We start from the raw sequence: 25,755 nt of genomic DNA, 5'->3' as shown, positions 1-25,755 counted from the left end.
GACTGCACAGACGTAGGCTGTGGTTCGGAGAGCCGGGAAGCCTGGTCGGCCCGCTGGGTGAAATGCCCGCGGAACGGCTCCGGCGTCCGTCTGGGTCGTTGGACCGAAGACAGGATCTCCGCAATGCCATCATCGTCAGAACCAATCGTCGACGCCGTGCAACTCGTTAAAGTTTTCGGCAGGACCCGCGCCCTTGACGGGCTGGACCTGCGGGTTGGGTACGGGGAAGTCCACGGCTTCCTGGGCCCCAACGGGGCCGGCAAATCAACAACGTTGCGTGTCCTCCTGGGCTTGATGCGTCCCACCGCAGGAACGGCCCACGTTTTCGGACTCGACCCCTGGCAAGACCCCGTCCGCGCCCACCGGGACATCGCCTACGTTCCGGGGGATGTGAGCTTGTGGCCTAACCTTTCCGGCGGCGAAGTCATCGATCTGCTGACGAGCCTGCGGGGCGGTGTCAACGAACGGCTCCGCCGGGACTTGATCGAAGAATTTGAATTGGATCCGCGTCGTAAGGCCAGGACATATTCGAAGGGAAACCGCCAAAAAGTGTCCCTGATTGCTGCGTTCGCGCGGCCGGCACGACTGTATTTGCTCGATGAGCCCAGCGCGGGTTTGGATCCCGTCATGGAGTCGGTCTTCCGTCGGCAGGTTCAGCGCGTCACTGCGGAGGGCGCCACAGTGCTGCTGTCCAGCCACATCCTCAGCGAGGTTGAACAGCTCTGCGATAAGGTGACCATCATTCGCTCGGGACGCACCGTGGAATCAGGAACCCTGGCCGGATTGCGTCACCTGAAACACACCCATTTCAGGGTCGAAGCCACCGAACCTGAACTGTTTCACTCCTTGCCCGGCGTGCAGAACCTCATAGTCGACGGCGGCCTGGTTGAGTTCGACGTCGACCCGGCCGACCTTTCGCCGTTGCTGCAGGCGGTAGCAGCGGCCGGACTCAGCGGTTTGACCGTGTCTCCACCATCGCTTGAGTCCCTTTTCCTCAGCCACTACAGCGGCGCGAACGGCCAGGTTCGCTGATGTCCGGAATGATGGGACTTCTGCTGGTGCAGGCGCGCAGGGAACGGGTGCTGTTGCCGGTGTGGATCCTGAGCATTGCCTTTCTTGGCTTCATCATCGCCAATGCCGTGGCCACCGAATTTGGTGATGAAGCAGCCCGGACAGCCATCATCACTGTTGCCGGGGCAAGCCCTGCGTTCCTGTTCGTCCGGGGACTTCCTGACGGGACCACTGTCGGGGCAGTCGTGTTCTTTCAAGGCTATGCGTTCACCGCTGTCCTCGCAGGGTTGATGAGCACTTTCCTGGTCATCAGGCACACCCGCACGGATGAAGAACTCGGACGAGCGGAACTGATTGGCTCCGTCCCGGTCCGCCGGGCCGCACCAATCACGGCCACCCTTATCCTTGGAGGCACGGCGAATCTGGTTCTGGCAGTCTCCGTGGCGGCCGGTTACGTTGCCGCAGGATTGCCCTTGTCCGGCGCGATCACTGCTGGGCGGCAGTCGGCGCGGTGGGCGCGTTCTTCGTAGCAATCAGTGGACTCGTCGCACAGATCATGCCCTCAGGCCGGGCAGCCAACGGCGCAGCTGCCGCCTTGGTCGGCGGGGCGTATTTCGTGCGGGGCGTCGGCGACGCTTTCGGTACCCCGTCCGCTGACCTGACCCAGGTGACCAGTGGATGGTTTTCGTGGTTCTCCCCCATCGGCTGGGGACAACGCTCCCGACCTTTCACGGTGGCTGATCCCATCCCGCTGCTGGGATTGGTTGCGGTGAGCCTTCTTCTGGCGCTGGCCGTCATCGGGCTCAGGAGCAAAAGAGATCTGGGAGAAAGTCTGCTGGCCGAACGCGCCGGACGGGAGCGGGCCGCGACCGGGGCCTCTTCTTTGCTCGGCTTGGCATGGCACCAACAACGATTCATCTTGCTGGGCTGGTGTCTCTTCTCGGGCCTGCTTGGCGGCATGGCCGGTGGGCTGGGGCCCGTGGTCACCAACGTCATCGGCGGGAATCAGTCGCTTCGCGAGCTGATTTTCCGGCTCGTTCCCGGCGGCCGGGGGGAGCTCATTGACGTTTTCACTACCGCGCTGCTGGGCATCGCGGGTGTCCTCGCGGCTGCCGCAGGTGTCCAGGTTGTGCTGCGGCTTCGCACAGAAGAAGCGGAAGGGCGAGCTGAACTGCTCTTGGCGGCGCCACGTTCCCCGGCACGCTGGCTCGGTGCGAACCTGCTCCTCGCTACCGTCTCTACTGTGATGGTGGCTGTGGTTGCGGGAACCGCAGCCGCCGCAGGTCTTGCCGTGTCGGGCGTGGCAAGCGGACCTCCTGGATTGCTGATCGGCGCCGCCTTGGCTCACGTACCGGCCGCCGTCGTATTCATTGCCGCTACGGCCGTGGCCTTCTCTGTTATCCCGCGGGCGAGCATCGCCTTAGGCTGGGGGTTTCTGGCCGTCGGGCTGGTTTTGGGGCAATTCGGCGAACTGATGCGCCTGCCCGCCTGGCTCCAGGACCTTAGCGCGTTCCGCCACACGGCGGCGATGCCCGTCGAAGCCTTCGACCCCATAGCCGCCCTCACCATGACCGGCATTGCCCTGGCTGGAGCCGGACTAGCCGGCTTTCTGCTCAGCAAGCGAGACCTCGCAGCATGAGCCACTGGACACGAAGCTTGTAAACCATGTCACCCGAAACCGTGCCACCCGCGATCTGTTCCAAGGCAGAGCCGAACCCACCATAGACAGGAGGCTCCCCCGCAGCGAGGAAATCCGCCAGCTTTTCAGGTGGATTCCAGGCCTCACCCGTTGGCAAGGCGACCGGCATCGCCTGACCAATCCCGGGCCCTTTCGTGGCTCCGCCCTCCTCGCCGTTCTCCCCAGGCTTGACCTCAAGACCCCAAACGATGTGGCTGTGGTTAAAGGCTTGGACCTCCGCTCCACAGCTTTCGAGGAGCGGAGGTCATGCCACGAACAGCAGCGAATTGGCCGACGGGAATGTCAAACCAGACTCGACCACACCTTGCAGCCCTGGCCGGGTCGAAGGGCGCGGATCACGTCGGTTACATACTTAGTCCTTGCTGCTGAATGCGGCGTCGAAGGAGGTCTGCGACGCCGGGAAGTCGAACTTCTTCAGTGCGGCCAGGGCTTCGGGTGCCCCATGGAGTCGGTCCATTCCTGCGTCTTCCCATTCTACGGAGATGGGGCCGTTGTAGCCGATGGCGGTGAGGGCGCGGAAGGACGATTCCCAGGGCACGTCGCCGCGTCCGGCGGAGACGAAGTCCCAGCCGCGGCGGGGGTCGCCCCAGGGCAGGTGGGAGCCCATGACGGTGTTCCGGCCGGTGGGGCGGAGCTTGGTGTCTTTGCAGTCCACGTGGTAGATCCGGTCCTTGAAGTCCCAGATGAAGGACACGGGGTCGATGCCTTGCCACATGAAGTGGGAGGGGTCCCAGTTCAGGCCGAACGCTTCCCGGTGGCCGATCGCTTCGAGGGTCCGGACGGTGGTCCAGTAGTCGTAGGCGATCTCACTCGGGTGGACTTCGTGGGCGAAGCGGACCCCGTTTTCGTCGAAGACATCCAGGATGGGGTTCCAGCGGTCGGCGAAGTCCTGGTAGCCGGCCTCGATGACTTTTTCGGGGACGGGCGGGAACATGGCCACGTACTGCCAGATGGAAGAACCGGTAAACCCGACGACGGTGTCCACGCCCAGGGCGCGGGCGAGGCGTGCGGTGTGTTTCATTTCTTCGGCAGCGCGTTGGCGGACGCCCTCGGGCTCCCCGTCGCCCCAGACACGTGAGCCGACGATGGCTTCGTGGCGGAAGTCGATGGGGTCATCGCAGACGGCCTGGCCTTTGAGGTGGTTGGAGATGGCCCAGACCTTCAGGTTGTACTTCTCCAGGACAGCGAGTTTGGATTCGACGTAGCCGGGTTCGTCCCAGCGCCAGGCGTCCAGGTGGTCTCCGGAGACGGCGATTTCCAGGCCGTCATAGCCCCAGCCCGAGGCAAGGCGAGCGACTTCCTCGAAGGGGAGGTCGGCCCACTGGCCGGTAAACAAGGTGAACGGCCGGGTCTGTTGATCGGGCATGATTCTCTCCGTTCTGGTCTGATCGCTTACGCCGCGGCATAAGCGATGACGTTTTCTTTGGTTGCTTGTGCCTTATCCAGCTCGGCCACTACCCGGCCGGACCGCATGACCATCACTCTGTCGGAGAGCTCCAGCAGCTCGGGGAGTTCGCTGGAGATCACGAGTACGGCGACGCCTCTGCGGGCCAGCTGCTCGATGAGGCGATGGATCTCCGCCTTCGCGCCGATGTCGATGCCCTTTGTTGGCTCGTCCAAAATGAGGACCTTGGGATTGCTCGCCAGACAGCGTGCGATGATGACCTTTTGCTGGTTGCCGCCGGACAGGGACTGGATGGGGGTTTCCGCGGATGGGGTCCTGACATCGAGTTCCTTAATGTAGCTGGTCACCATCTTCTTTTCGTAGCCACGCCGCAGTACGCCCCACTTGCTGATCTGCTTCAGCAGGGTAAGGGTAGTGTTCTCGCGGATGGACAGCATGGGAATGATGCCCTGCAGCTTTCGCTCTTCCGGGACAAGTGCAATGCCTGCGGCGATGCCGGCAGATGCGCCGTGGAGCTTGAGTTTCCGGCCACTTACTTGCACAGTGCCGGCGTCGGCTTTGTCGGCCCCGTAGATGCACCGGGCTACCTCGGTTCGGCCGGCACCGACCAGTCCTGCCAGTCCGACGATTTCACCGGCGTGCAGCTGGAGGTTCACGTCCTCAAAGGCACCGGCAAGGCTTAGACCCTGCGCCTCAAGCACAAGTTCACCGCGTTCGCGGGGAATGTGCTCGTAAAGGTCAACATCCCTGCCCACCATCAGCTGCACAACGGAACGGGCATCGAGCTCATCTGCAGGGACGGATGAGGCCACGGTTTTGCCCTCGCGGATTACGGTTATCCGGTCGGCCAGGGTGAAGACTTCTTCCAGTTTGTGCGAAACGTACATGATCGCCAGGCCCTTGTCCCGGAGTTCGTTGACGAGCTTGTACAGTTTCTCCACGTCCTGCTCGGTCAGGGCAGTGGTTGGCTCATCCATGATGATCACTCTTGCGTCCTGGGCAATGGCACGCGCGATTTCCACCATCTGTCCGTCCACCGTTGAGAGCGCCATCGCAGGGGTGTCGAGGTTGAGGTGGGGTGCAACCTGGTCCAGGGCCTTCCTTGCCCGCTTGCGGATATCGCGACGGGAGAGGATGCCCTTGCGTCCGCCCCAGTTTCCCAGAAGGACGTTTTCGGCGACCGACAGGTCCGGGACCAGATTGTGTTCCTGATAGATGGTGGCGATCCCGGCGGCTTTGGAAGCCGCGGTGCTGGAGGGCATGAGTTCGCCGTCCACGTACACGCCGCCTTCGTCGGGAGTATAGAACCCGCTGAGGGTCTTGATCAGCGTTGATTTTCCGGCTCCGTTTTCACCACAGACGCAGTGCACCTCTCCGGCATGAAGCTCAAAGTCCATGCCGGAGAGGGCCACGACGCCCGGAAACAGTTTTACGAGATTTCGTGCTTCAACGATTGATGAAGCGCGTCCGGGCGTCCCAATCACGGCAGTTCCCTCCTCAGGAACGTGAGTCCATCTCTGGCCAGCGCATCCATGGACGGTGCCACCGGCCGCCAGAGCGAAACGGCCTTGGCGATTTCCTCGACAGTGGGGAGGAACGATTCGACAACAATGGAACCTTGGTAATCGATCGTTTTCAGCGCGTCAAAGGTCTCGGACCACGGCACGTGACCGCTGCCGGGCGTTCCGCGATCGTTCTCTGACACTTGGAAGTGGAAGACCTTGTCACCGGCAGAGGTGATGGCCGCCGCGATGCTCTTCTCTTCGATGTTCATATGGAACGTGTCGAGCATCAGGCCTACGTTATCCCGGCCGATCAGACCGCAAAGTTCCAGACCCTGCTCCACAGTGTTGACCAGATCCGTTTCGAAGCGATTGAGCGGTTCTATGGCCAACGTGACGCCGCGTTCGGAAGCGTAGTCCGCTACTTCACGCAGACTGTCGGCCGCCCACTGGCGCTGCTGCCGGCGTTCTTCGGGGGGAAGCAGCCGGGCTTTGCCGGTGGCTGAGTACATAGGGCCGGCAACGTGGGGGGAACCGACGGCTTGGGCGATGTCAACGCAGAGTTTCAGGTAGTCAATTCCCTGCCGACGCTTCTGCGGGTTTTCGTGCGAGACGTCGCGGTCCGGTCCGAACGCCCCGCAGATGGATACGGGCAGTCCGGTCCGTTCCGAGGCTTCCTTCAGTGCTTCCGCACTGACGACGGCAGGGTCCTCAATACAGACCTCGATCAGGTCGTAGCCCATCTCCTTGGCGACGTCGAACTGATCAACGTCGCGGTCGGTGAACGGGGAGACCAGGATGAAGGTGCTGACCCCGAATTCGTATTTACTCATGGGGCCAAAGCTCCTGTTCCAGCTTCTTCATTTCGTTGATGGCCTTTTCGGTGTAGGGGTCCAGGAACTCCAGGTGGCCGTCACGAGCCATCATGGCGAAGGGGTTCGACGCGGCGGGCAGGAGTTCGAAGGTCAGGTAGCCGTCGAAGTTGATGTCCTTCAGCGTCTGCAGTGTCGGACGGAAGTCGATGTGTCCTACGCCGGGGGCAGCCCGGTTTGAGTCGGCGAGGTGGACGTGGTTGACTTTGCCGCCAGCACGGGCGAACGCTCCGTGGATGCTGTCTTCTTCGATATTCATGTGGAAGAGATCGCCGTGCACGCCGGCGTTCTTCAGACCGGTAGCGTCCAGAAGTTCCACAGCCCGGTCGAGCCGGTTCAGGAAATGCGTCTCGTAGCGGTTCCACGGTTCGAGAGTGATGTTGATGCCGACGCTCGCCGCATATTCGCCAAGTGTGCGGACATTCTCGACCGCCCATTCCCATTCCTGTTCATCGCTCGCCAGGGCTTCGGTCTTGCCCACCGGGGATGGCCCGACGATGATGGTCGGAGCTCCGACGGCGGCGGCGAAGTCGGCTACCGACTTGCCGTAGTCCAAGGCCTTCTGCCGGTTGGCGGCGCTGGGGTTGATCAGGTCGCGTTCCTCTCCAAACCAGATGCTGCAGATGGAACTGACGTCGATACCGGCGTCGCTGGTCAGTTTGTTGATCTCGTCGACGTTGTGCGTTGCCGGTTCTCCGACCAGTTCGATGGCGTCGTAGCCGTAACGGGCGACGCGGTCAATGCCTTTGGCGATGTCTTCCTGGTAGTAGACGATGGCGTTGTAGGAATACTTGAAGCGGGACATGTTTCTCCTTGAGGGAATTGGTGTTGCTGCCTGGCCAAGCGGCGGGGCCTGGCCAGGCAGCCGAGGGGTTAGCTGCGCTAGTCCTTGAAGATGTTGCCCCAGAGAGTGGGGTCATCGACGTTCTCTTTGGTGATGAGCTTGGTGTCGGTCAGTTGCATCTTGGGCACCTGCTTGCCGTCAAGCAGGTCAACCTGGGCCTGAAGGGCCAGTGCACCCATCTCGAACGGGTTCTGGTCCATCGTCGCGTCCTGGGTACCGTTGCGGATGCGCTCCAGGGCGAGCGGTGTGCCGTCGACGCCAACCAGCGGGATGTGGTTCTCTGCTCCGACCGGGGCGTCCTTGTTGATCTGCGAGAGGCCGGAGACGATTCCCCGCACCATTTCGTCGTTGTGGCTGAAGAGGCCGTTGATACTTGAGTCGGCGGTGAAGTTATCGACGGTCAATGACAGTGCGTTGTCTGCAGTCCACTGTGCGTCACGGCCGATGACCTTGATACCAGGGAACTGTTGGATACCTTCGCTGAAACCCTTGCCGCGCAGGGTTGCGTGGTATGCGCCCTTGGCTCCTTGGTATTCAAGAACGGTTCCCTTTTCTTCCATCAGTTTGGCCAAGGCTTCGGCCCCGAGTTTGCCGGCCTTTTCGTTGTCGAAGGCGACGGCGGCGTCGGCGATGTCCCCCGGGATGACCGAGTCCACGGTGGTGACGGTCTTTCCGGCATCATGGATCATCTGGACTCCGGGAACCAGTTCAGCTGAGTTGTTCGGACTGAGGACAATGCCGTCCACACCCTGGGCGAGTTGATCCTGGATCTGGCTGATCTGGGTGCTGGAATCGCCTTTGGCATCAAGGACTGTGACTTCCACGCCGAGCTCCTCCGCCTTATCCTTGACGCCCTGCCCGAGGGCAACCATGAATTCAAAACTCTGGCTGTAGAGCAAGACGGCGATCTTCTTTGTCTTTGTTCCGTCGTTTGATTCCTGTGCGGCGCTAGGTGCACCGCAGCCGGTCAGGGCGATGGTTGCGGCGGAAACTACCGCGAGAACCGCCAGTTTGGGTGAGGTCTTCATTGACTTACTCTTTCTGTTGGGTGCTAGGGCATGCCGGCCGGGGCGGCCTGCTTGCGTGGGGCGTCAGGCGTCAGGCCGGAGCTTCGGTAGTTTGTGGTGCACGAGTGCCGTCCGTGTCTTTCGATGGCGGCGGTCCGATCTTGCGTTTACGTGACAGGTTCTTTTGGACGTACTTGTAGCGGTAGACGTCCAGGGCGGCTGCGGCGAAGATCACCACGCCTTGGACAATCCGGTCGTAGGAGGAAGGGATTCCGAGCAGGTTCACGGCGTTGGAAACCATTGCGATCAACAGCACGCCGAGCAGTGTGCCCTTGATGTTTCCTTGGCCGCCGAAGAGGCTTGTTCCGCCGATGACCACAGCTGCGATGACTGTCAGCTCAATGCCGTCGCCCGCCCTCGGGCTTCCTGAGGCCAGGCGGCCGGTGAGCAGAAGCCCGGCCATGCCCGCCGAGAGACCAGCGATGATGTAGGCGTTCATGGTGACGCGGTCTACCCGGATCCCTGCGAGCAGGGCAGCTTCCTTGTTACCGCCGACGGCGTAGATGGAGCGTCCGTAGGTAGTGCGGGTCAGGGCCAGATGGGCCAGGAACGCCAGCACCAGAACGGCCGGTATGAGCAGGGGAATTCCTGCGATTTTGGCGCTGACCACCTCGGTGAGCATCTTGGGTACAGGTGTGATGTTGCCGCCGTCGGAGTAGGCGAAGGCGATTCCCGACCCGGCGGAGAGTGTTGCCAGGGTCGCGATCAGCGGGGATATCCCCAGCTTGGTGACCATCAGTCCGTTGACGGCACCGACTCCGGCTCCAACCACGAGGCCGGTCAGTAGTCCGATTGCCGGCGGCATATCCATGTTGACGATCACGCCCATGGACAGCACCGACGACAGGGCAGCCGTCGATCCTACAGAAACGTCGATGCCGCCAGTAAGGATCACGAAGGTCATGCCAATGGCGAACACACCGAGGATCGTGCACTGGTAGAACAGATTTACCAGGTTGACTGTGGTCAGGAATACCGGGCTGAGGAACGTCAGCAGTACACCGAATAGCAGGACGACGACCAGCAGGCCCTGCGCACCGATGAAGTCGCCGATGCCGGAAAGCCGTGAACGGGAATCGTCGTGGGATTTTCCGGGGCCAGCCTTCCCGGAAACCGGACCGGACGAGCCGGTGGCTGTTTGTGGCTGCATGTTTGTATCTCCAGTCAATTCGACACTTCCTCGGGTCGGAAGTGCTAGTGGCTGCCGAAGAGTTCGGCGTTGGTCTTCAAGGTGATGGGCGCGCCGTCTTGGCGGGCGGAGTCGGCGGTGGCCATGACGAGTTGCAAGCTCTGAATGTTGTCGGTGACATCCGTCTCAGCCTTGTTTCCGGTTTCGATGGCGTCGCGGAACGCTTCGAGGGTCCCCAAGCGTTCCTCCACCGGCAACGGGTCCAAATCGACGTGCATGACGCCGGAGCGTTCCACCGCGCCGGCAAGGAAGACGGTGTCAAACAGTGAGGCGAAGTTGATGGTGACCTCGTTGTTCTTCCAGGTGATGGTGCCCTTGCTGCCTTGGATTTCCCAGTCGCCGTCCCAGCTGGTCTGCGGACCGTATGAGCTCCACGATCCCGTGTAGACGACGCGGGCACCGTTGTCGCAGTCGAACTGCACCACGGCGGAGGCGTTGCCCTTGAATCTGGAGGTGCTAGTGTTCCAAGAGCGCGCACGCACGGCGGTGGGTTCGACACCAACGATGCCGCGGAGCTGGTCAAGGTGATGGATCATGGCATCCACGATCAGTGGTTCATCCATTTCCAGCCGGAACCCTTCGAACGGCGGGTTCTTCTTGTAGTCGATGAAGACGTGCTCGAGGTCTCCGATGACTCCGTCGCGGATGAGGCGCTGAACGGTGCGGGCGGCGCGCTTGAAACGGTAGTTCTGTGAAACCATGGCTTGTTTGCCGGACTTCTCTGCCGCTGTAATGATGCGAATGCCGTCTTCAAGGCTGTGGGCGAGGGGCTTCTCAATGAGTGTGTGCACCCCTGCTTCCAGAGCCGGGATGGCCACCGCTGCGTGGTACTCGGGTGGAACAATGACCAAGGCAGCGTCGAACGTGTCCTTGTGTCCCAGCGCCTCGTCGATGGTGGCGTAGGCAGGAATTCCGTATTGTTCACCCGCGGCCCTCGCAGCGTCGGGGTTGACGTCGACAACGCCGGCCAGCTCCCAACTCTTGCTGTGGTGAATCACGTTCAGCCATGAGGCGCCCCAGGCGCCGAGGCCTACTTGAATGATCTTCATAGCTGCACTCCTACTGGTTCTTTAGTGTTTGGGACGTCGACCCATTCGCCGTCCTTGCTGGATTTGATGATGCTTTGTGTAAGGACGGCTGATCTGAGTCCGTCCTGGAAGGTCGGCAGGCCTTCGCGGAGGTCACCGCCGATGGCGGCATAGGTATCGGCCACGAACGCATTGAACGCATCCTGATAACCCTGCGGGTGACCAGCTGGCAGCACGCTGAGCCGTGCTGCTTCCGGGCTGAGTGCCCCCGGATCACGGACAAGCAACTGAGACCCCGCCCGCTTACCCAGCCACAATGTCTCCGGGGCTTCCTGGTCGAACTGGAGGGTGCTCTCTGAACCCGCGATCTCGATCATCAGGCGGTTTTTTCGGCCGGGCGCAACCTGGCTGACCAGGAGATTTCCCACGCTGCCCGAATCAGTGGCGAAAACAGCCGCCACGAGATCCTCGGTCTGAATGTCCCTGTTGTTCGCCCGGCCCGGGAACAGAGTCCTGCTCATGGCACTGACTTTGGTTATCCGTTCACCGCTCACGAATTCGAGAAGGTCGCACAGGTGGGAGCCGATGTCGGCAAACGCCCGCGAGGGCCCACCCACAACGGCGTCCACCCTCCAGTTGTCGTCCTCCCGGGAGAGTAACCAGTCTTGGAGGTAAGAGCCCTGGATAGCGGAGATCCGTCCTGCTTGGCCCGAGGAAATACGTTCCCGGGCTTCCCGGATCATCGGATGGAAGCGATAGACAAAGGGGACGGTCGCAACTGTCCCGGCCATGGCGGCTAGCTCTACAAGTTCGGCTGCATCCTGGACGTTGGTGGCCAATGGCTTCTCGCAGACCACATGCTTACCTGCTTTCAGCGCAGCTTCAGCCAGTCCGTAATGAGTGCCGTTCGGCGTGCAGATGTGGATGACGTCGATCGCGTCGTCCTCGAAAAGGTCCTGGGCGGAATCGTAAGCCCGCTGCACACCCAGGCGGTCTTTGGCGCGGTCGGCGCTGGCACGGCTCGAAGACGCAATGGCGACGATATCCGCCCCTGCAGCGCGGGCGGCCCGGCTGTGCACCTCGGCCATGAACCCGGCGCCGACGAATCCGGCCCGTAGCCGGGAGGGGGCTGTCGTGGTTCTGTCGTTGTCCATGTCGAAACAGTGACACGCAGCACGTGGCTTTGGTCAGGGGCCCAACAAAAGTCTGCACCTTTTGACGCTGATGGGGGTCGAATGCACACCCAAGTTGCACTTTGTGATGCTAAGCACTTCGCCGGGTGGACGGGAACGAGTGAGCCGCTTGACACTAAGTGGAGATGAGGGCCCTCAGGGTCCGGTGAGCCCGACGCGTCAAGAATTCAGGCTCACGAACAACCTCTTTTTAGCCCCGAATTGGAGTGTCATGGACAACGGCGGACCCGGCGAACTACTGCAAATCCTGCGGGACGGACAACCACGAACCAGAGCAGACCTGGCTGGAACAACAGGGTTGGGCCGAGCTGCCGTCAGTTCCCGCCTTGAGCCGCTCCTGAAATTGGAACTGGTGGTTCCCGTATCAGGGGCACCTTCTACTGGAGGTCGTCCATCGGCGCGGCTAGCTTTCAACCCAGGCGCAAAGTTGGTGGCGGCCGCAGACGTCGGCGCGACACACGCCACAGTGGCCCTCACTGACCTGTCAGGAACGATACTCGTGGAAACCACTGAGCGGCTGGAGATTTCATGCGGACCCGAAGCGGTCCTGGACTGGCTTTTGACGATGGTGAAGGGACACTTGCAAGTTTTGGCGCGCCCGACTGCGGACGTCATCGCCGTCGGCATCGGACTACCTGGCCCGGTAGAGCACTCCACCGGAAAGCCGACGAGCCCGCCGATCATGCCAGGGTGGGACGGATTCGATGTTCCCGCTTACATTCAGCAAACCTTGGGCGTACCCGTACTCGTCGATAACGACGTCAACCTTATGGCCCTCGGCGAGCGGGCGACCCGTTGGCCCAACGAGGAGAACATGATTTTCCTCAAAGTCGCCACTGGCATCGGATCTGGAGTGGTCAGCGGAGGAGAACTGCAGCGTGGCGCGGCAGGTGTCGCCGGAGACGTCGGCCATATTGCTGTTTCCCGGGGGGCAGGAATTCTCTGCCGCTGTGGCAAGAGTGCCTGCCTGGAAGCCATTGCAGGCGCACCTGCCATCGCCGCTCAACTCCGCGACAGCGGGCTTGAGGCAACCACTGGAAGCGATGTCGTTTCGCTGGTTCGTTCCGGGAATCTGGCTGCTGTCCAAGCGGTCCGCCAAGCGGGCCGCGACATCGGAGAAATGCTCAACATGTGCGTGAGCTTCATCAACCCCGCCCTGATTGTTGTGGGCGGATCGCTTGCCCAATCCGGAGAACACCTCATGGCAGGGATACGCGAAACGGTCTACGCACGATCAACGCCTTTAGCGACCCAGCACCTGACAATCACCCAGTCCGAAACCGGGCCGGAAGCTGGAGTGGTTGGCGCCAGCATCCTGGCCGTCGAGTATGTCCTCTCCCCCCACCGAGTAAATCAACTGGCAACCAGACCGCTTTCCGACGGAAACGAAATTATCAACCGGCAGGAAAATGAGCCCGCTTTCCCCACACACCGGCCGCTCCTTGAGGCGCTGGCCAAATAATTGCAAGACGCACCTCTGTGAAAAACATATACACATCAACGCACCAGCCGAAGGTGCATCCGGAGGTAAAATTGACCTACCAGCGGACCTCATTTTCGGTCGGTCTGACGAGTCACCGCAAGCGCTTCCCTAAGCCGCCGTGCCAGCTCGCAAGACTGCCATGATGCTCAGCTGGTAAAGGAGGACGGCATGCCTCAATCTGGTGACGGGAACAGCGCCCGTGTGCGACGTTACGCAGTACCGGAAGGGCTCACTCCAGAACAAAGGTTCGAGCATTGGCGGGTCTGGTACGGCAACGCCGTCGAAACACCAATGAGGCTGGAGCGGTCAGAAGGAGAGAGTCCTGCGTCCGTCAGTCCCTCAGCTATTAATCTTGCCGGACCGGGCTTCAGCCTCATAGAGATGCACAACACCCCCGCGCTGGGCTTTTGGGCGCCGAATCCCGACTCCACTGACTTGCGCCTGGCCTACTTCCGCAAGGCGTCGGGTCTGACCCTCGATCTCAATGGCACCCCCGAGCCGGTTCCAACGGGTTCGGTGAGATTCATCGACACCTCGCTTGGTGGCAGTTTCGATGCACCCGAAGGATTCCACGCACAGCAACTCAACATGGACCGCGTCAGTCTCAATGTCAGCGAAGGCGGACTGCGCTCCCTTCTTCGCCTGCCTGACCTTGCAAGCCACCCCATTGTGGGCACCTTCGTGATACCCGCATTGATGAGTTGGAAGCGGCCCGGCATCGACAGTGAGGCATCAGGAACCAGTGAGATCCTACGATCCGTCATGGCAACCCTGGTGGGCTCCCTGCTCGAATCGCCGGCCGACGATGAGACACAGAAACCGGCACTAAGCCGGGCGGTAAAGAAATACCTTGAGAGCAGTTACGACAACCCAAATCTGGACGTGGCAATGATCGCCGGAACGTTCAACCTCTCCCGTCGCTCCCTGTTCTACTTTTTTGAGACCGAAGAACTCCGTTTGGGTGAGCGAATCCGCGCCTTGAGAACCCGGAAAGCGTTGGAGCTTCTGCTTCAAGCCCATGCTCAAAGAATCACCTACTCAGAAATTGCGACACGGAGCGGATTCACCAACGTTCAAAGCATGCGCCGGGCCATCAAAGAGTTCACCGGGATGAATGTCAGGGAGATCCATAAATCCGAGCCCGTCGTTCATATGGCACTGCAGCAACTGCGGCAGAAGCTCAACCCAGCAGCTTGACCCGTCGGAGGCCCTGCCTTGGCACCGTCCCGCCGCTTCCGTGGTCGCATAGTGATGGTGTCGGCTGAGGCTGGCGGGCAAGCCTGATGTATGGACCTCGGGCCAAAATTCAGTTAGTCCCCGCCAAGGCCGTCATCGACGCCCACGGCGGAACGATCAAGCTCAGCAGCCAGCCGGGCAAGGGCACCACCGTGACTGTCACCATTCCCGCCCAACGCAACCGGCAAAATTGATCGTCATCTTTTCTGTCGCTACACCTCGACAGTATTAATAAGTGTGCTTAGTATTGAAGCTTATTCATTGTCTCGTTTGCGGACGGACCAGCAGGCGGATCGTCCCGGACATCCTGCGGTCTGAAAGCGTTGGGCCTTACGGCCCCTTCTGAGCGACTCTCGCGTCTCAACCTGCACTCCCCATTTCCTCGCTGAATCAACACCCGTTTCTGGGTTACGGCTGCGCCATTATTCCGTTCAGGACCCCGCGCCATTTCTGCGCCTGCGCCCCCGGAAAGCTACATCGACTTGGTCGGATCGGCTTGGGCAACAAGAAAAGAGCGGAAAAATGAAGGCAGTAGTCTACAAAGGGCCGAACGACGTCAGCGTCGAGGATGTACCTGATGCCAGGATTGAGCACCCCGCCGACGTGTTGGTGCGAATAACGTCGTCGAATATTTGCGGCTCCGACCTGCACATGTACGAAGGCCGCACCAGCTTCGAGACCGGCCGCACCTTCGGGCACGAGAACCTCGGTGAAGTGATCGAAACCGGCTCCGCGGTGAGCAAGGTCAAGGTGGGCGAACGCGTCGTACTGCCGTTCAACATCGCCTGCGGATTCTGTAAGAACTGTGAACGGGGCTTCACCAACTACTGCCTGACCATGCAGCCCGAACCCAAGCTCGCCGGCGCGGCGTACGGGTTTGCGGACATGGGCCCGTATCAAGGCGGACAGGCCGATTACCTGCGCGTGCCGTACGGAGACTTCAACTGCCTGCGTTTGGGCGAGGACGCCGAGGAGAAGGAACTCGACTATGTCATGGTCGCGGACATCTTCCCCACCGGATGGCACGCAACCGAGATGGCCGGCGTTTACCCCGGGGACTCGGTCGTCATCTACGGCGCAGGGCCAGTAGGACTCATGGCCGCCTACTCGGCCATCATCAAGGGCGCCGGAAAAGTCATGGTGGTGGACCGTCACAGTGACCGCCTGAAGCTGGCGGAACAGATCGGCGCTATCCCTGTAGACGATTCCAAAGTGGACCCTGTTGAGTTCGTCAAAGACCAAACCATGGGGTTCGGGGCTGACCGGGGATGCGAATGCGTCGGGTACCAGGCGCACGACCCCAGCGGAAACGAACAGCCCAACCTGACGTTGAACCGCCTGGTGGACTCCGTCCGGTTCGTCGGCGGCCTAGGCGTAGTAGGCGTGTTCCTGCCGCAGGATCCTGGCGCCCCGGACGAACTCGCCAAGCAGGGGCAGGTGGCCTTCGACTATGGAAACTACTGGTTCAAAGGACAAACGATGGGCTCCGGCCAGTGCCCTGTCAAGAAATACAACCGGGCCCTTCGCGACCTCATTGCCGGCGGAAAAGCCAGTCCCTCATTCCTGGTCAGCCACGAACTTTCCCTGGACAAGGCCCCGGAGGCCTACAGAAACTTCGATGACCGCGTCGACGGCTGGACCAAAGTCGTCCTCCACCCCGACGGCACCTAGGCCCGGGAGGTCATTTCAATGCCGGAACGAACTACTTCCCGGAAGGGGAACTGATGCGATCCATGGTGTATCGCGGGCCCTATAAGGTACGCGTGGAAGAAAAAGACATACCGCAGATCGAACATCCCAATGATGCGATCGTGCAAGTGAAGTTGGGGGCCATCTGCGGCTCAGACCTGCACCTTTATCACGGCATGATGCCGGACACGCGGGTCGGGATGACCTTCGGTCATGAGTTTGTGGGCGTGGTGCACGAGGTGGGTTCCTCGGTGCAGAACCTGGTGGTCGGGGACCGGGTCATGGTTCCGTTCAACATCTACTGCGGGTCCTGCTACTTCTGCTCACGCGGCCTGTACTCCAACTGCCACAACGTGAATCCGAACGCCACTGCCGTGGGCGGTATTTACGGTTACTCCCACACCTGCGGGGGTTACGACGGCGGCCAGGCTGAGTTTGTGCGCGTGCCGTTCGCTGACGTGGGTCCCAGCAAGATTCCGGACTGGATGGACGAGGAAGACGCAGTCCTGCTCACGGACGCACTGCCTACTGGCTACTTCGGCGCCCAGTTGGGCGACATTGCCGAAGGTGACACCGTTGTGGTGTTCGGTGCCGGCCCGGTGGGCCTGTTCGCGGCAAAGTCGGCATGGCTCATGGGAGCGGGGCGGGTGATCGTCATCGACCACCTGGAATACCGATTGGAAAAGGCCCGCTCGTTCGCCCATGCCGAAACCTATAACTTTGTTGAGTACGACGACATTGTGGTGCACCTGAAAAAAGCCACGGACTACCTGGGCGCCGACGTCGTGATAGATGCGGTAGGAGCCGAAGCGGACGGTAACTTCCTCCAGCACGTGACCAGCAGCAAGCTGAAACTGCAGGGTGGGTCTCCCATCGCCCTCAACTGGGCCATCGACTCCGTCCGCAAGGGCGGCACGGTGTCAGTAGTGGGCGCCTACGGACCGCTCTTCAGCGCCGTGAAGTTCGGTGACGCGATGAACAAAGGGCTGACGCTTCGGATGAACCAGTGCCCTGTCAAAAGGCAGTGGCCCCGGTTGTTCGAACACATCCAGAACGGGCATCTTAAACCCAGCGACATTGTCACCCACCGCATCCCTCTGGAGCACATCGCCGAGGGTTACCACATCTTCTCGGCGAAGCTTGATGACTGCATCAAGCCCCTGATCGTCGCAACCACGGTCTGAAAGGGGATCGCAATGGCTGAAATACCGACGCCCTACACCTCCGGCACGCCCGCGCTGAAGGAAACTGCGGAGGAGCTGCGGGCACGGATCCCGGGATGGGGCGTGGACCTCGACCCGGCGGACAGGCCCTCCTACCCCCGCGAGCAGCCCGGTATCGAGACCGGGGCGCGCTGGGACTTTCCCGAACGCCAGAAGGAGAAATGGCCCCGGGAGCGGTCCATTGAACACGCTTTGGTGACCCCCGTCTTTGGCACCTCAACCCCTCCCAAGGGCATCTCCGGTGCGCTGCGGAAGTACGCGTACGGGAAATACAGCGAGGGCCGCGCAGCCCACTGGCTTGTGCTGATCGCCGCCGACAGAGTGGACGCGTGGGAAAACCACGTGCGCGCATTCGCAACTCTGCAACCGGACAACCCGGTGACCGAAACCGGCGTGCTCAGCGAGTTCACCCACCATGGTGCGCGTTCCCGCTTCGGGAAAAAGCGCGCCGACCTGAACCATCAGTGGATCGACCCCATACTTGTCGGTGCCCCGTGGGTACTGGCGGGTCTGGGGGCAGTAGCCGCCTTGAGGAGGGTGCGGAAGCACCGACCGGCCTGACACCACGACGGCGGCGGGCTGGCCCACAGGGGCAACCCGCCGCCGTCGTGCTTAACAGTTTGTCCTTGGGGGCTAAGAAGCCGACCCCGCCACCGGGAACCGCTCCCACGCCCGGTGTGCGGAGAGCAATTCCCGGACCACCGGAATTACCGTGTCCGGACCTTCACCACTGACGATTCCGGGGGCAGCCTGAGGGACGCCGGCCGCGTCAAGAACTGCGGCACCTGGACCCCAGGCACCAATGGCTTTGCCATGACGGAACGCTTCGGACACCATCAGGACCACCCGCGGATCAAGGGTCACCCCGGGTTCACCGGCCTTGGCGTCGCGGCCCGGCATGGCGTCGGCTGCCGGAGTGCCTCCGCCTGCCACAATGACTGCGTCGAATTCGGTGGAGCGTGCAGTGAGGTAGCTCCTTTGAACAGTCACGTCCGGACCCTGATCCGACTCGATCACACCTCCGGACGGTGCAATAACCAGCGGAACCATGTCTGCCGCATCCAGCGCCTCGCGTGCCGCTGTCACCAACGACAGGTCACTTTCACTGTCCGCGATGATGCCCACGACGCGACCGGCAACAGGCCACTTCCCACCAATCTGGGACACAGCAGGGCTCGGTTCCACGTCCGGCGTGTCAACGGTGGCCGTGGGAGCGGGCATCCCGAGGCCCTTGGCGACAGCAGCGCAAAGGCCGGCATCAATATTGGCCAACGCCATAAGTTGCCGTTCCCGGATTGCCACTTCGTAGCACTTGCCAAGCTCGAAGGTGTAGGCCTGGATCACGTGGTCCTGCTCCACCGGAGTCAAACTGTGGAAGAACAGCCGGGCTTGGCTGAAGTGATCATCGAACGACGCGGGATTGCGCCGTTCCTTCATTCCTGTGGCGACTTCCTCAGGGACGTCCACAAATGCTCCCACGTCCTGCCCTGCCATGAAGGGGCAACCACCATCAAGGGAATTTGGATGGTAAGGGGCTACTCCCCCATGCACGGCAGTCTGGTGCATACCGTCACGCAGCATGTCATTGACCGGGGCGTGGGGACGATTGATGGGAATTTGCGCGAAGTTCGGGCCGCCGAGCCGCGAAATCTGCGTGTCCAGGTAGGAGAAGAGCCGGACCTGCAACAGAGGATCGTTGGTTACATCAATACCTGGGACGAGGTGTCCGGGGTGGAAGGCTACCTGCTCGGTCTCGGCAAAGTAGTTGGTCGGGTTGGCGTTCAGCGTCATCAGCCCGATCGGCTGAACCGGCGCCAATTCCTCAGGGATGAACTTGGTGGGATCCAGAAGGTCGATACCTTCAAACATTTGATCTTCAGTGTCCGGAAAAGTCTGGATGCCGAGCTCCCATTCCGGGTAGGCACCTGATTCGATCGCATCCGCCAGATCACGGCGGTGGAAATCGGGATCCATGCCGTTAATAATCTGGGCCTCTTCCCACACCAATGAGTGGACGCCCAGCTTCGGCTTCCAGTGGAATTTCACCAGAGTGGTCTTGCCGGCCGCATCCACCAACCTGAATGTGTGGACGCCGAACCCTTCCATGGTCCGGTAGGAACGGGGAATTCCGCGGTCAGACATATTCCACATCGTGTGGGCTTGGGCTTCGGTGTGCAACGAAACGAAATCCCAAAATGTATCGTGCGCACTCTGGGCCTGTGGGATCTCCCTGTCAGGGTGCGGTTTCCCCGCGTGGATGATGTCCGGGAACTTGATGCCGTCCTGGATGAAGAAGACAGGAATGTTGTTTCCCACCAGGTCGTAGGTGCCCTCATCCGTGTAGAACTTCGTGGAGAAGCCACGGGTGTCACGGACGGTATCGGCGGACCCCCTTGATCCCAGGACAGTGGAAAACCTCACGAACACCGGGGTTTCCACATCCGGCGCAAGGAACCCTGCCTTTGTGACTTTTGAAGCCGTGCCATAAGAGCGGAAGATTCCATGTGCCCCGGCTCCTCTGGCGTGGACAACACGCTCGGGAATTCTCTCGTGGTCAAAGTGCGTGATCTTCTCACGCAAGTGATGGTCCTGCAGCAAAATCGGGCCCCGCGGACCCGCCTTGAGTGAATGGTCTGTATCTCCAAGCCTTAGACCTTGGGCCGTTGTCAGGTACTGGCCGGACTGCGAACGCGAGTTCACGGGTGCTCCGGTGGGGCTCCCCGTAGGTGACACGGCCTCCGGACCCCGCTGATCAGGCTTCGGCGGCAACGGCTCCCGTGCATCTGTTGGCTCTTCAACCGCGGGGCTCTCAATCGACGGAGTCCCTGGAATCTTGATGTTGTCCTCAACTGGCACTGCGCGTTCTCCTCGATGTTGATCGGCAAATCGACTACTGCACTCCACCACAAAGGTAAGCTTCCTTAGTACCTTATGGGCCAGGGATCCTGCTTGCAACGTCAGTAGGACCACATAACGCAGGACCGCTGGACATGAGGGTGGAGCGCGTGGGAACTGCACCGGCGAGGAAGACAGGGGCAACGAGCAGTGGCCTACGGGCCCCGCAGGAAGGCCGGCCTGTGATCGAACCCGTGACTGGTGAGACCGTAGAAAACAGGCAGGATCACAAAGATCACCGATGCGACCAGCGGATGGACGAGGACACCTGCCGTTCCCGCCGCGAGGTAAAGCACCACCCCGGCAAGGGCACGTGGCCGCTCGCGCGCGAAATAGGTATCCTCCACCTCCTCCTCGGTGAGCTCAGGGTGCCGTGCCAGGTGCGAAAAGAAGACCAGCCATGACAGGCACAGCAGTGCCCCGACGATCGCGTACAGCGCGACCGCGACCCGCTCATCGGCCAGATTGCCTGACTTGGCTGTATCGATGATCACCGCTGTGGGCCAAGGCAAAAGAGCGAGCGTGGCGAGGATGCCTAGGTTGGCCCACTGCAGGCCGATATCCATCTGCCGAATACGGGAGAAGGCTGATTTATGGTTGAGCCAGATCACGGCCAGGTAGGTGTAGGAGGCCGCATAAGCCAAGTATGTCGGCCACTGACCCAACAACCCGGCCATCAGCCCGCCTGGCTCAGTCTCCGGCGGCGTGAGCTCAAGTACAAGGAACGTGATGACGATCGCGATGACGGCGTCGCTGAACGCCTCGGCACGGCTCGTGTCCGAACGTGTCACCCTCTGCTCCTAAGCCTGCGCATGACGTGGCACCGTGGAGCGGCGACGGCTTGCCGGTCCCCTATCCGCCTTCACCGGGGAGTTTGTATGCGAGCACATCGATGTTCTGTATGTTCGGTTCCACACTGAACAACTCTGCTCCCTGAGCGGCAAGTGCCTGCCCGACTCCCCCGGAGAGGTGGGTCTGGCGGGCGTCGTCATCGGGGAAAACGTCAAATACTCCGAAAGTCGATTCGTCTAACTGGAGGGCGAACCAAGCACGCGTGCCTTGCTCCTGTTCAACGACGGAACGCGCGGAGCGGAGGAAATCTGCGACGTCCTTCTCCTTGCCGGGTTTGGCCTTAAGGATCACCAACAATGCAACCTCAATCATGCTCCATCACCCGGCCCGCCCTGACTGATTCCGTACTGCACGACAGTTTTCATGGCGAGCCTCCTTGGAACGGTGCTGCGGCGAGTATGGTGCGGACCGAACTGGCCTCGTGGCACCTCCTCCACGGAACGAGGGAGCGGCGCGATGCACTGCCAGTCTCGCAGTGATCGCCGGCCACCACAAGGGATGTTTCCGTCTGCCAACTTCAGTACAGTTCCCCGCCGGGACTCCGCGGGCCATCATCGCGCCCTCGCCGAGGGCGCTGCCCGAAAAGCCCTGACACCGCCTAGATCATCTCAAGCACGCGTTTGTGGGTGGGAGGAGGATGGGCGCGATCCAGGTCCGCCAGGTCGTGGGGCGCAAGTTGAACGTCGAGGGCCCGCTGGCATTCCTGGACATGGTGCGGGCTGGAAGCTTTGGGAATGGCGAGGACGAGCGGATGCCTGAGCACCCAGGCGAGGGCGATCTGCGCGGGACTTACGCCGTGTTCGGTTGCGATTCGCACCAGCACAGAATCATTCAGCATCCTCCCCTGCTCCAGCGGCGAGTACGCCATCACCGGTATACCCCCGTCGCCGCAGCGGGGCAAAAGATCGAACTCGATACCTCGGCGGGTCAGGTTGTAGAGCACTTGGTTGGTCGCGACTTTCCGTCCGCCCGGCAGGCGCATAAGTTCTTCCATGTCCGCCACATCGAGGTTGCTGACGCCCCAGTGCCGGATCTTCCCGGCCTCCTGCAGGCGTTCAAATGCTTCGAGCGTTTCGGCCAAGGGCACAACGCCGCGCCAATGGAGCAAATAAAGGTCGATGATGTCCGTTCCAAGACGGCGCAAGCTACCTTCGCAAGCATCGATGGTTCCGCGTAATGTCGCGTGGTGCGGCAGGACTTTGGTGATCAGGAACGCTTCTTTCCGCCGGGCTGCCAGCGCCCTTCCGACGAGTTCCTCGGCCGCGCCGTTGCCATACATCTCAGCTGTATCCACTACGGACATTCCCAAATCCAGGGCCGCATGGATCGCAGCGGTCTCTCGCGGGGCGGTGCTGGGGTTCTCGCCCATACCCCACGTTCCGATCCCGAGCACCGGGACAGCCTCACCGGAGGGAAGAGATATCTCGCGCAACGTAACTCCCGTCAGAAAGAGCCCGCTCCCGTTGTCGGCCGCATGGCGTCCAATGATTCCCGTCCGGACCATGGCGACAAGCGCCGTGTTTGTTCAATCTACGCGACTGCCGGGGGAGACGAAAGGTACCGGGGGCTCCCCCGGAATCCCCGCCTGGGCCAACCATGTCGGAATGGTGATCCCCGGCCTGGCCATCCGGCCCCTTCGGCAGGCCGCACCTGGGCCCACGGTTCGACGGCGGCCGGTCTCCGAACGTGCGGAACTTTGACCGCGGTGGTGGTTTCGGTAACCGGCCTTCACGAGTCCACTTGCCAGAACGGCAGGGATAGACATTTCTACAATGTAGACTTTATGCGTAGACTGGGTAGGAAAGCTTGCTTATCTTCTCTGGGGTCACTTGCCGGCGCGCAGTACCGACGGAAGTGAATGTCCCCACCAGAAAACCCCACGAACTCCCTGAAAGGCATCTCCGATGTTTCTCATCTTCGGTCTTAAAACCGCCATCCGGGAATTGCCCGGACGAATGGCTACCTGCCGGTTTTGCGGCCAGTTCGCTCATCACCACCTGCAGCAACGCGCCACGAAGTTCACCCTGTTCTTCGTCCCCGTCTTCACGACGTCCAAGTCCTACACCATCAGGTGCACACACTGCGGCGGACCATCGAGCATCACCACGCGGCAGAAGAACGCACTAGCCAGCTAAGCAATCGGCGTCCTGACCGGACGCCACCCACCATTCATTGTGAATCAGGACGCCAAACCCTAGATTGGACGCATGACGGACAACGAGCTGGAGGAAGGCTTCGATCACCTGAACCGGCTGATAACGTCGACCGACGACCTCAAGGGCTTCCTTCAGGGCATGGCTGGGCTCGCGTCGGAAAAGCTAACCCACACCGAGGGAACGCAGATCGAATGCGCGGTAGCGCTGCACCGTCGCAAACGCCGCACCACGATCGCCGGCAGCAGCGACATCGCCCTCTGGCTGGATCAAATCGAACAACGCCTCGGCGAAGGACCTTGCGTGGAAGCACTGGAGTTGGGAAAGCCCATGATTGTCTCGGATGCTGCGGCCGACCAACGTTGGCCCAACTACTGCAGGACCCTCACCGACGAGGGGTACCGCAGTGCCATGGGTATCCCCCTTGAGCTGGGGGCCGACGCCGACGCTGTCCTCGACTTCTTCGCAGCACCGGCAGATCAGTTTACTCCGAATACCGTTGAAGATGCCCGGGTTTTTGGCGATATGGCCGGTAGGGCCCTTCGTCTGGCTGTCAGGATCACGACGGCAGAACAGCTGGCCGACGATCTTAGATCTGCATTGGAAAGCCGGACCGTGATCGACCTCGCGTGCGGAATGATCATGGCCCAGAACCGATGCAGCCAGGTACGGGCAATGGAAATCCTTAAGAAAGCCTCCAGCGACCGCAACCAAAAACTCCACGTAGTCGCCGAAAACATCGTCCAGCGGGTCAACGCGACCTACACTTCAACCTTTTTCGAGAAATAACGCCTCTCGAAAGGTGATGAGCAGACCGTGGCGACCACCGCCGTCGAGGGCCTCAACCGCCGTCGGGTTTATGGTTGAGGAAGCAGTCAGAGTCCGACTGTCCAGGAAAAACAGGAATGGTGGTCATTGGTGCAGCCGAGCCATCGCGGGAGCTCTGATCAAGCGTGCCTGACCTGACAGCCGCGCCGTGGAACGCACCCCACGGCGATCTGTGTGCCGCGTTCCTCCAGGAACTGCCTATTGATGGCGCAGCTGTATCTGTCTTCGGTGGTTCAGCCGCCGAAACGTTGATGTGCGCGTCCGACGCTACGGCCGGCCGGCTCGATGAGCTCCAGTACGACCTCGGGGACGGGCCACGGTGGGATGTTTTCCGCACCCACCTGCCGGTGGTGATCCCCGACCTGACCGCCGAAGGGGTCCGGTCGTGGCCGGCCTTTTCCGAGGCGGCCACCAGAACGGAGGCGGCAGCGTTCTTTGTTTTTCCGTTGCTCGCCGGCGGCCTGGTCATCGGGGTAGCAGAACTGTACTGCACCTCACCGCGGGAACTCAGCCCCGCCCAGGTCAGCCGGGCCGCACAAATCGCCAGCCGGACCGCCTGGACATTGCTGCGCGGATTATTGCCCGGCAATGAGGCCGGATCGGCGGCCATTCCACTGGCCCGGCGTGAAATCCACCAGGCAACCGGCATGGTTCTGGTCCAGACCGACAGCACCGCCGATGAAGCATTGCTGCTGTTGCGCGGTCATGCATTCGCCAGCGGACGATCATTGCAGGACACCGCGCTGGACGTTGTCAGCCGAAAGCTGGATTTCACGCCGGCCGCGGGCGCCGCAGAAACCGGATCACAGTAAAATGCAGACATGGTAAACAAAAGCAGAGCCGAACGTCTCAGCGATACGTTCGTGAAGCTTACCGACACCCTCGTTGCCGACTACGACGTCCTGGACTTGCTCCACACGCTCGTGGAGGACGCCGTCGATTTACTCGACGCCGCCCAAGCCGGGCTGTTGCTCTCCGACGCCGACGGCGAATTGCAATTGCTGGCTTCAACCAGCGAGCAAAGCCAACTGGTGGAACTGCTCCAACTCGAAGCCGGAGCGGGGCCGTGCGTGGAGTGTTACCACACAGGAACAGTCATCACCGTCGATGACATCGGCGCCCTTGGTGACCGTTGGCCGGCCTTCCAGCAAATCGCCTTGGACATGGGCTTCAGGTCAGTGCATGCCGTACCCATGCGCGTCCACACCAGGGTCATCGGCGCCATGGGCCTGTTCGGAGCCGAAACCGGCGCCCTGTCCCCCGAAGACGCCTCCATTGCCCAGGCCATGGCCGACGTTGCCACCATCAGCCTTCTGCAGGAGCGCACCATCCGCGAAGCTGGCGTCCTCAACGACCAACTCCAACGCGCGTTGACCACCCGGGTGCTTATCGAGCAAGCCAAAGGCGTCATTGCCCAGACCAAAAACCTCGACATGGACAGTGCCTTCAACGTGCTGCGCGCACACGCCCGATCTTCGCGGCAAAACCTTCACGATGTCGCCGAAAGCATCGTCAAGCGCACTCTGAAGATTTAGCACTTTCCATGTGACCGGCTGTAAAGGATTGCCCGCCCGGGTCCGGTCCCT

The 25,755-nt window shown here is 61.3% G+C and carries 25 protein-coding genes; 13 read left to right on the top strand and 12 right to left on the bottom strand.

What is annotated here, in order from left to right:
- Positions 1–123: 123 nt before the first annotated feature.
- Genes QEH68_RS09980 through QEH68_RS09970 form a run of 3 tightly spaced genes read left to right on the top strand, consistent with a single transcriptional unit; the run spans position 124 to position 2,650 of the window.
- Positions 124–1,032 (top strand): ABC transporter ATP-binding protein, encoded by a 909-nt coding sequence (locus QEH68_RS09980; protein ID WP_280627844.1) that lies wholly within the window; start codon positions 124–126, stop codon positions 1,030–1,032.
- A complete protein-coding gene (locus QEH68_RS09975) occupies positions 1,032–1,541 on the top strand; it encodes a hypothetical protein (RefSeq protein ID WP_280627843.1) in 510 nt (169 codons plus the stop codon). Before QEH68_RS09980 ends, QEH68_RS09975 begins: the two co-directional genes overlap by 1 nt.
- Complete coding sequence (locus QEH68_RS09970) at positions 1,523–2,650, top strand: hypothetical protein (RefSeq protein WP_280627842.1); 1,128 nt, start codon at positions 1,523–1,525, stop codon at positions 2,648–2,650. Before QEH68_RS09975 ends, QEH68_RS09970 begins: the two co-directional genes overlap by 19 nt.
- A gap of 412 nt (positions 2,651–3,062) precedes the next feature.
- Here QEH68_RS09970 and QEH68_RS09965 read toward each other — a convergent pair whose 3' ends face one another.
- The 8 genes from QEH68_RS09965 to QEH68_RS09930 form a co-directional block, all read right to left on the bottom strand.
- A complete protein-coding gene (locus QEH68_RS09965) occupies positions 3,063–4,076 on the bottom strand; it encodes a sugar phosphate isomerase/epimerase family protein (protein ID WP_280627841.1) in 1,014 nt (337 codons plus the stop codon).
- 26 nt (positions 4,077–4,102) lie between these two features.
- Positions 4,103–5,599: a sugar ABC transporter ATP-binding protein gene (locus QEH68_RS09960; protein WP_207597315.1), complete on the bottom strand. Its 1,497-nt coding sequence runs from the start codon at positions 5,597–5,599 to the stop codon at positions 4,103–4,105.
- A complete protein-coding gene (locus tag QEH68_RS09955; RefSeq protein ID WP_207597314.1) occupies positions 5,596–6,450 on the bottom strand; it encodes a sugar phosphate isomerase/epimerase family protein in 855 nt (284 codons plus the stop codon). The genes QEH68_RS09960 and QEH68_RS09955 overlap by 4 nt, the downstream gene beginning before the upstream one ends.
- On the bottom strand, positions 6,443–7,294 hold the full coding sequence (locus QEH68_RS09950) for a sugar phosphate isomerase/epimerase family protein (protein ID WP_280627840.1): 852 nt from the start codon (positions 7,292–7,294) through the stop codon (positions 6,443–6,445). Before QEH68_RS09950 ends, QEH68_RS09955 begins: the two co-directional genes overlap by 8 nt.
- 77 nt (positions 7,295–7,371) lie before the next feature.
- The gene (locus QEH68_RS09945) at positions 7,372–8,361 is read right to left on the bottom strand and encodes a sugar ABC transporter substrate-binding protein (RefSeq protein WP_207597312.1); all 990 of its coding nucleotides are present in this window, start codon (positions 8,359–8,361) and stop codon (positions 7,372–7,374) included.
- Between the two features lie 70 nt (positions 8,362–8,431).
- Positions 8,432–9,550 carry an ABC transporter permease gene (locus QEH68_RS09940; protein WP_280627839.1) on the bottom strand — a complete coding sequence of 373 codons (1,119 nt, stop codon included), beginning with the start codon at positions 9,548–9,550 and terminating at the stop codon, positions 8,432–8,434.
- Positions 9,551–9,594: 44 nt separating this feature from the next.
- Positions 9,595–10,638: a Gfo/Idh/MocA family oxidoreductase gene (locus tag QEH68_RS09935; protein ID WP_280627838.1), complete on the bottom strand. Its 1,044-nt coding sequence runs from the start codon at positions 10,636–10,638 to the stop codon at positions 9,595–9,597.
- Complete coding sequence (locus tag QEH68_RS09930; protein ID WP_280627837.1) at positions 10,635–11,771, bottom strand: Gfo/Idh/MocA family oxidoreductase; 1,137 nt, start codon at positions 11,769–11,771, stop codon at positions 10,635–10,637. Before QEH68_RS09930 ends, QEH68_RS09935 begins: the two co-directional genes overlap by 4 nt.
- 250 nt (positions 11,772–12,021) lie before the next feature.
- On the opposite strand from QEH68_RS09930, the gene QEH68_RS09925 reads away from it, so the two are divergent.
- The 6 genes from QEH68_RS09925 to QEH68_RS09900 all read left to right on the top strand — a co-directional run bounded on the left by QEH68_RS09925 (position 12,022) and on the right by QEH68_RS09900 (position 18,002).
- Positions 12,022–13,272, top strand: a complete 1,251-nt coding sequence (locus QEH68_RS09925) for an ROK family protein (protein ID WP_280627836.1) — start codon at positions 12,022–12,024, stop codon at positions 13,270–13,272.
- 312 nt (positions 13,273–13,584) lie between these two features.
- The gene (locus QEH68_RS09920; protein WP_280627835.1) at positions 13,585–14,490 is read left to right on the top strand and encodes a helix-turn-helix domain-containing protein; all 906 of its coding nucleotides are present in this window, start codon (positions 13,585–13,587) and stop codon (positions 14,488–14,490) included.
- Positions 14,491–14,576: 86 nt separating this feature from the next.
- On the top strand, positions 14,577–14,723 hold the full coding sequence (locus tag QEH68_RS09915) for an ATP-binding protein (RefSeq protein WP_280627834.1): 147 nt from the start codon (positions 14,577–14,579) through the stop codon (positions 14,721–14,723).
- A 328-nt stretch (positions 14,724–15,051) separates the two neighbouring features.
- Positions 15,052–16,200 carry a glutathione-independent formaldehyde dehydrogenase gene (locus QEH68_RS09910; RefSeq protein ID WP_280627833.1) on the top strand — a complete coding sequence of 383 codons (1,149 nt, stop codon included), beginning with the start codon at positions 15,052–15,054 and terminating at the stop codon, positions 16,198–16,200.
- Positions 16,201–16,253: 53 nt separating this feature from the next.
- The gene (locus QEH68_RS09905; protein WP_207597306.1) at positions 16,254–17,402 is read left to right on the top strand and encodes a zinc-dependent alcohol dehydrogenase; all 1,149 of its coding nucleotides are present in this window, start codon (positions 16,254–16,256) and stop codon (positions 17,400–17,402) included.
- A gap of 12 nt (positions 17,403–17,414) precedes the next feature.
- Positions 17,415–18,002, top strand: coding sequence for a hypothetical protein (locus QEH68_RS09900; protein ID WP_280627832.1), 588 nt, complete (start codon positions 17,415–17,417; stop codon positions 18,000–18,002).
- A gap of 72 nt (positions 18,003–18,074) precedes the next feature.
- On the opposite strand, the gene QEH68_RS09895 is transcribed toward QEH68_RS09900, so the two are convergent.
- From QEH68_RS09895 to QEH68_RS09880, 4 genes are all read right to left on the bottom strand, one after another.
- Complete coding sequence (locus QEH68_RS09895) at positions 18,075–20,297, bottom strand: catalase (RefSeq protein ID WP_207597304.1); 2,223 nt, start codon at positions 20,295–20,297, stop codon at positions 18,075–18,077.
- A gap of 194 nt (positions 20,298–20,491) precedes the next feature.
- Positions 20,492–21,127, bottom strand: a complete 636-nt coding sequence (locus tag QEH68_RS09890; protein WP_280627831.1) for a TMEM175 family protein — start codon at positions 21,125–21,127, stop codon at positions 20,492–20,494.
- Positions 21,128–21,188: 61 nt separating this feature from the next.
- Complete coding sequence (locus tag QEH68_RS09885; RefSeq protein WP_207597302.1) at positions 21,189–21,500, bottom strand: antibiotic biosynthesis monooxygenase; 312 nt, start codon at positions 21,498–21,500, stop codon at positions 21,189–21,191.
- A 286-nt stretch (positions 21,501–21,786) separates the two neighbouring features.
- The gene (locus tag QEH68_RS09880) at positions 21,787–22,620 is read right to left on the bottom strand and encodes an aldo/keto reductase (protein WP_280627830.1); all 834 of its coding nucleotides are present in this window, start codon (positions 22,618–22,620) and stop codon (positions 21,787–21,789) included.
- Between the two features lie 472 nt (positions 22,621–23,092).
- On the opposite strand from QEH68_RS09880, the gene QEH68_RS09875 reads away from it, so the two are divergent.
- The 4 genes from QEH68_RS09875 (at position 23,093) to QEH68_RS09860 (ending at position 25,704) form a co-directional block, all read left to right on the top strand.
- Complete coding sequence (locus tag QEH68_RS09875; RefSeq protein WP_280627829.1) at positions 23,093–23,323, top strand: zinc-ribbon domain-containing protein; 231 nt, start codon at positions 23,093–23,095, stop codon at positions 23,321–23,323.
- A gap of 72 nt (positions 23,324–23,395) precedes the next feature.
- Entirely contained in the window at positions 23,396–24,130 is a 735-nt protein-coding gene (locus QEH68_RS09870; protein ID WP_280627828.1) for a GAF and ANTAR domain-containing protein, read from the top strand.
- 164 nt (positions 24,131–24,294) lie between these two features.
- The gene (locus tag QEH68_RS09865; protein ID WP_280627827.1) at positions 24,295–24,981 is read left to right on the top strand and encodes a GAF and ANTAR domain-containing protein; all 687 of its coding nucleotides are present in this window, start codon (positions 24,295–24,297) and stop codon (positions 24,979–24,981) included.
- 9 nt (positions 24,982–24,990) lie between these two features.
- Complete coding sequence (locus QEH68_RS09860; protein ID WP_207597297.1) at positions 24,991–25,704, top strand: GAF and ANTAR domain-containing protein; 714 nt, start codon at positions 24,991–24,993, stop codon at positions 25,702–25,704.
- Positions 25,705–25,755: the final 51 nt, after the last annotated feature.

Source organism: Paenarthrobacter sp. OM7, from assembly GCF_029873575.1.
Classification (GTDB): Bacteria; Actinomycetota; Actinomycetes; order Actinomycetales; family Micrococcaceae; genus Arthrobacter.
Note: the sequence above shows the minus strand (reverse complement) of the source record. Positions and strands in the feature narration are given on the sequence as shown.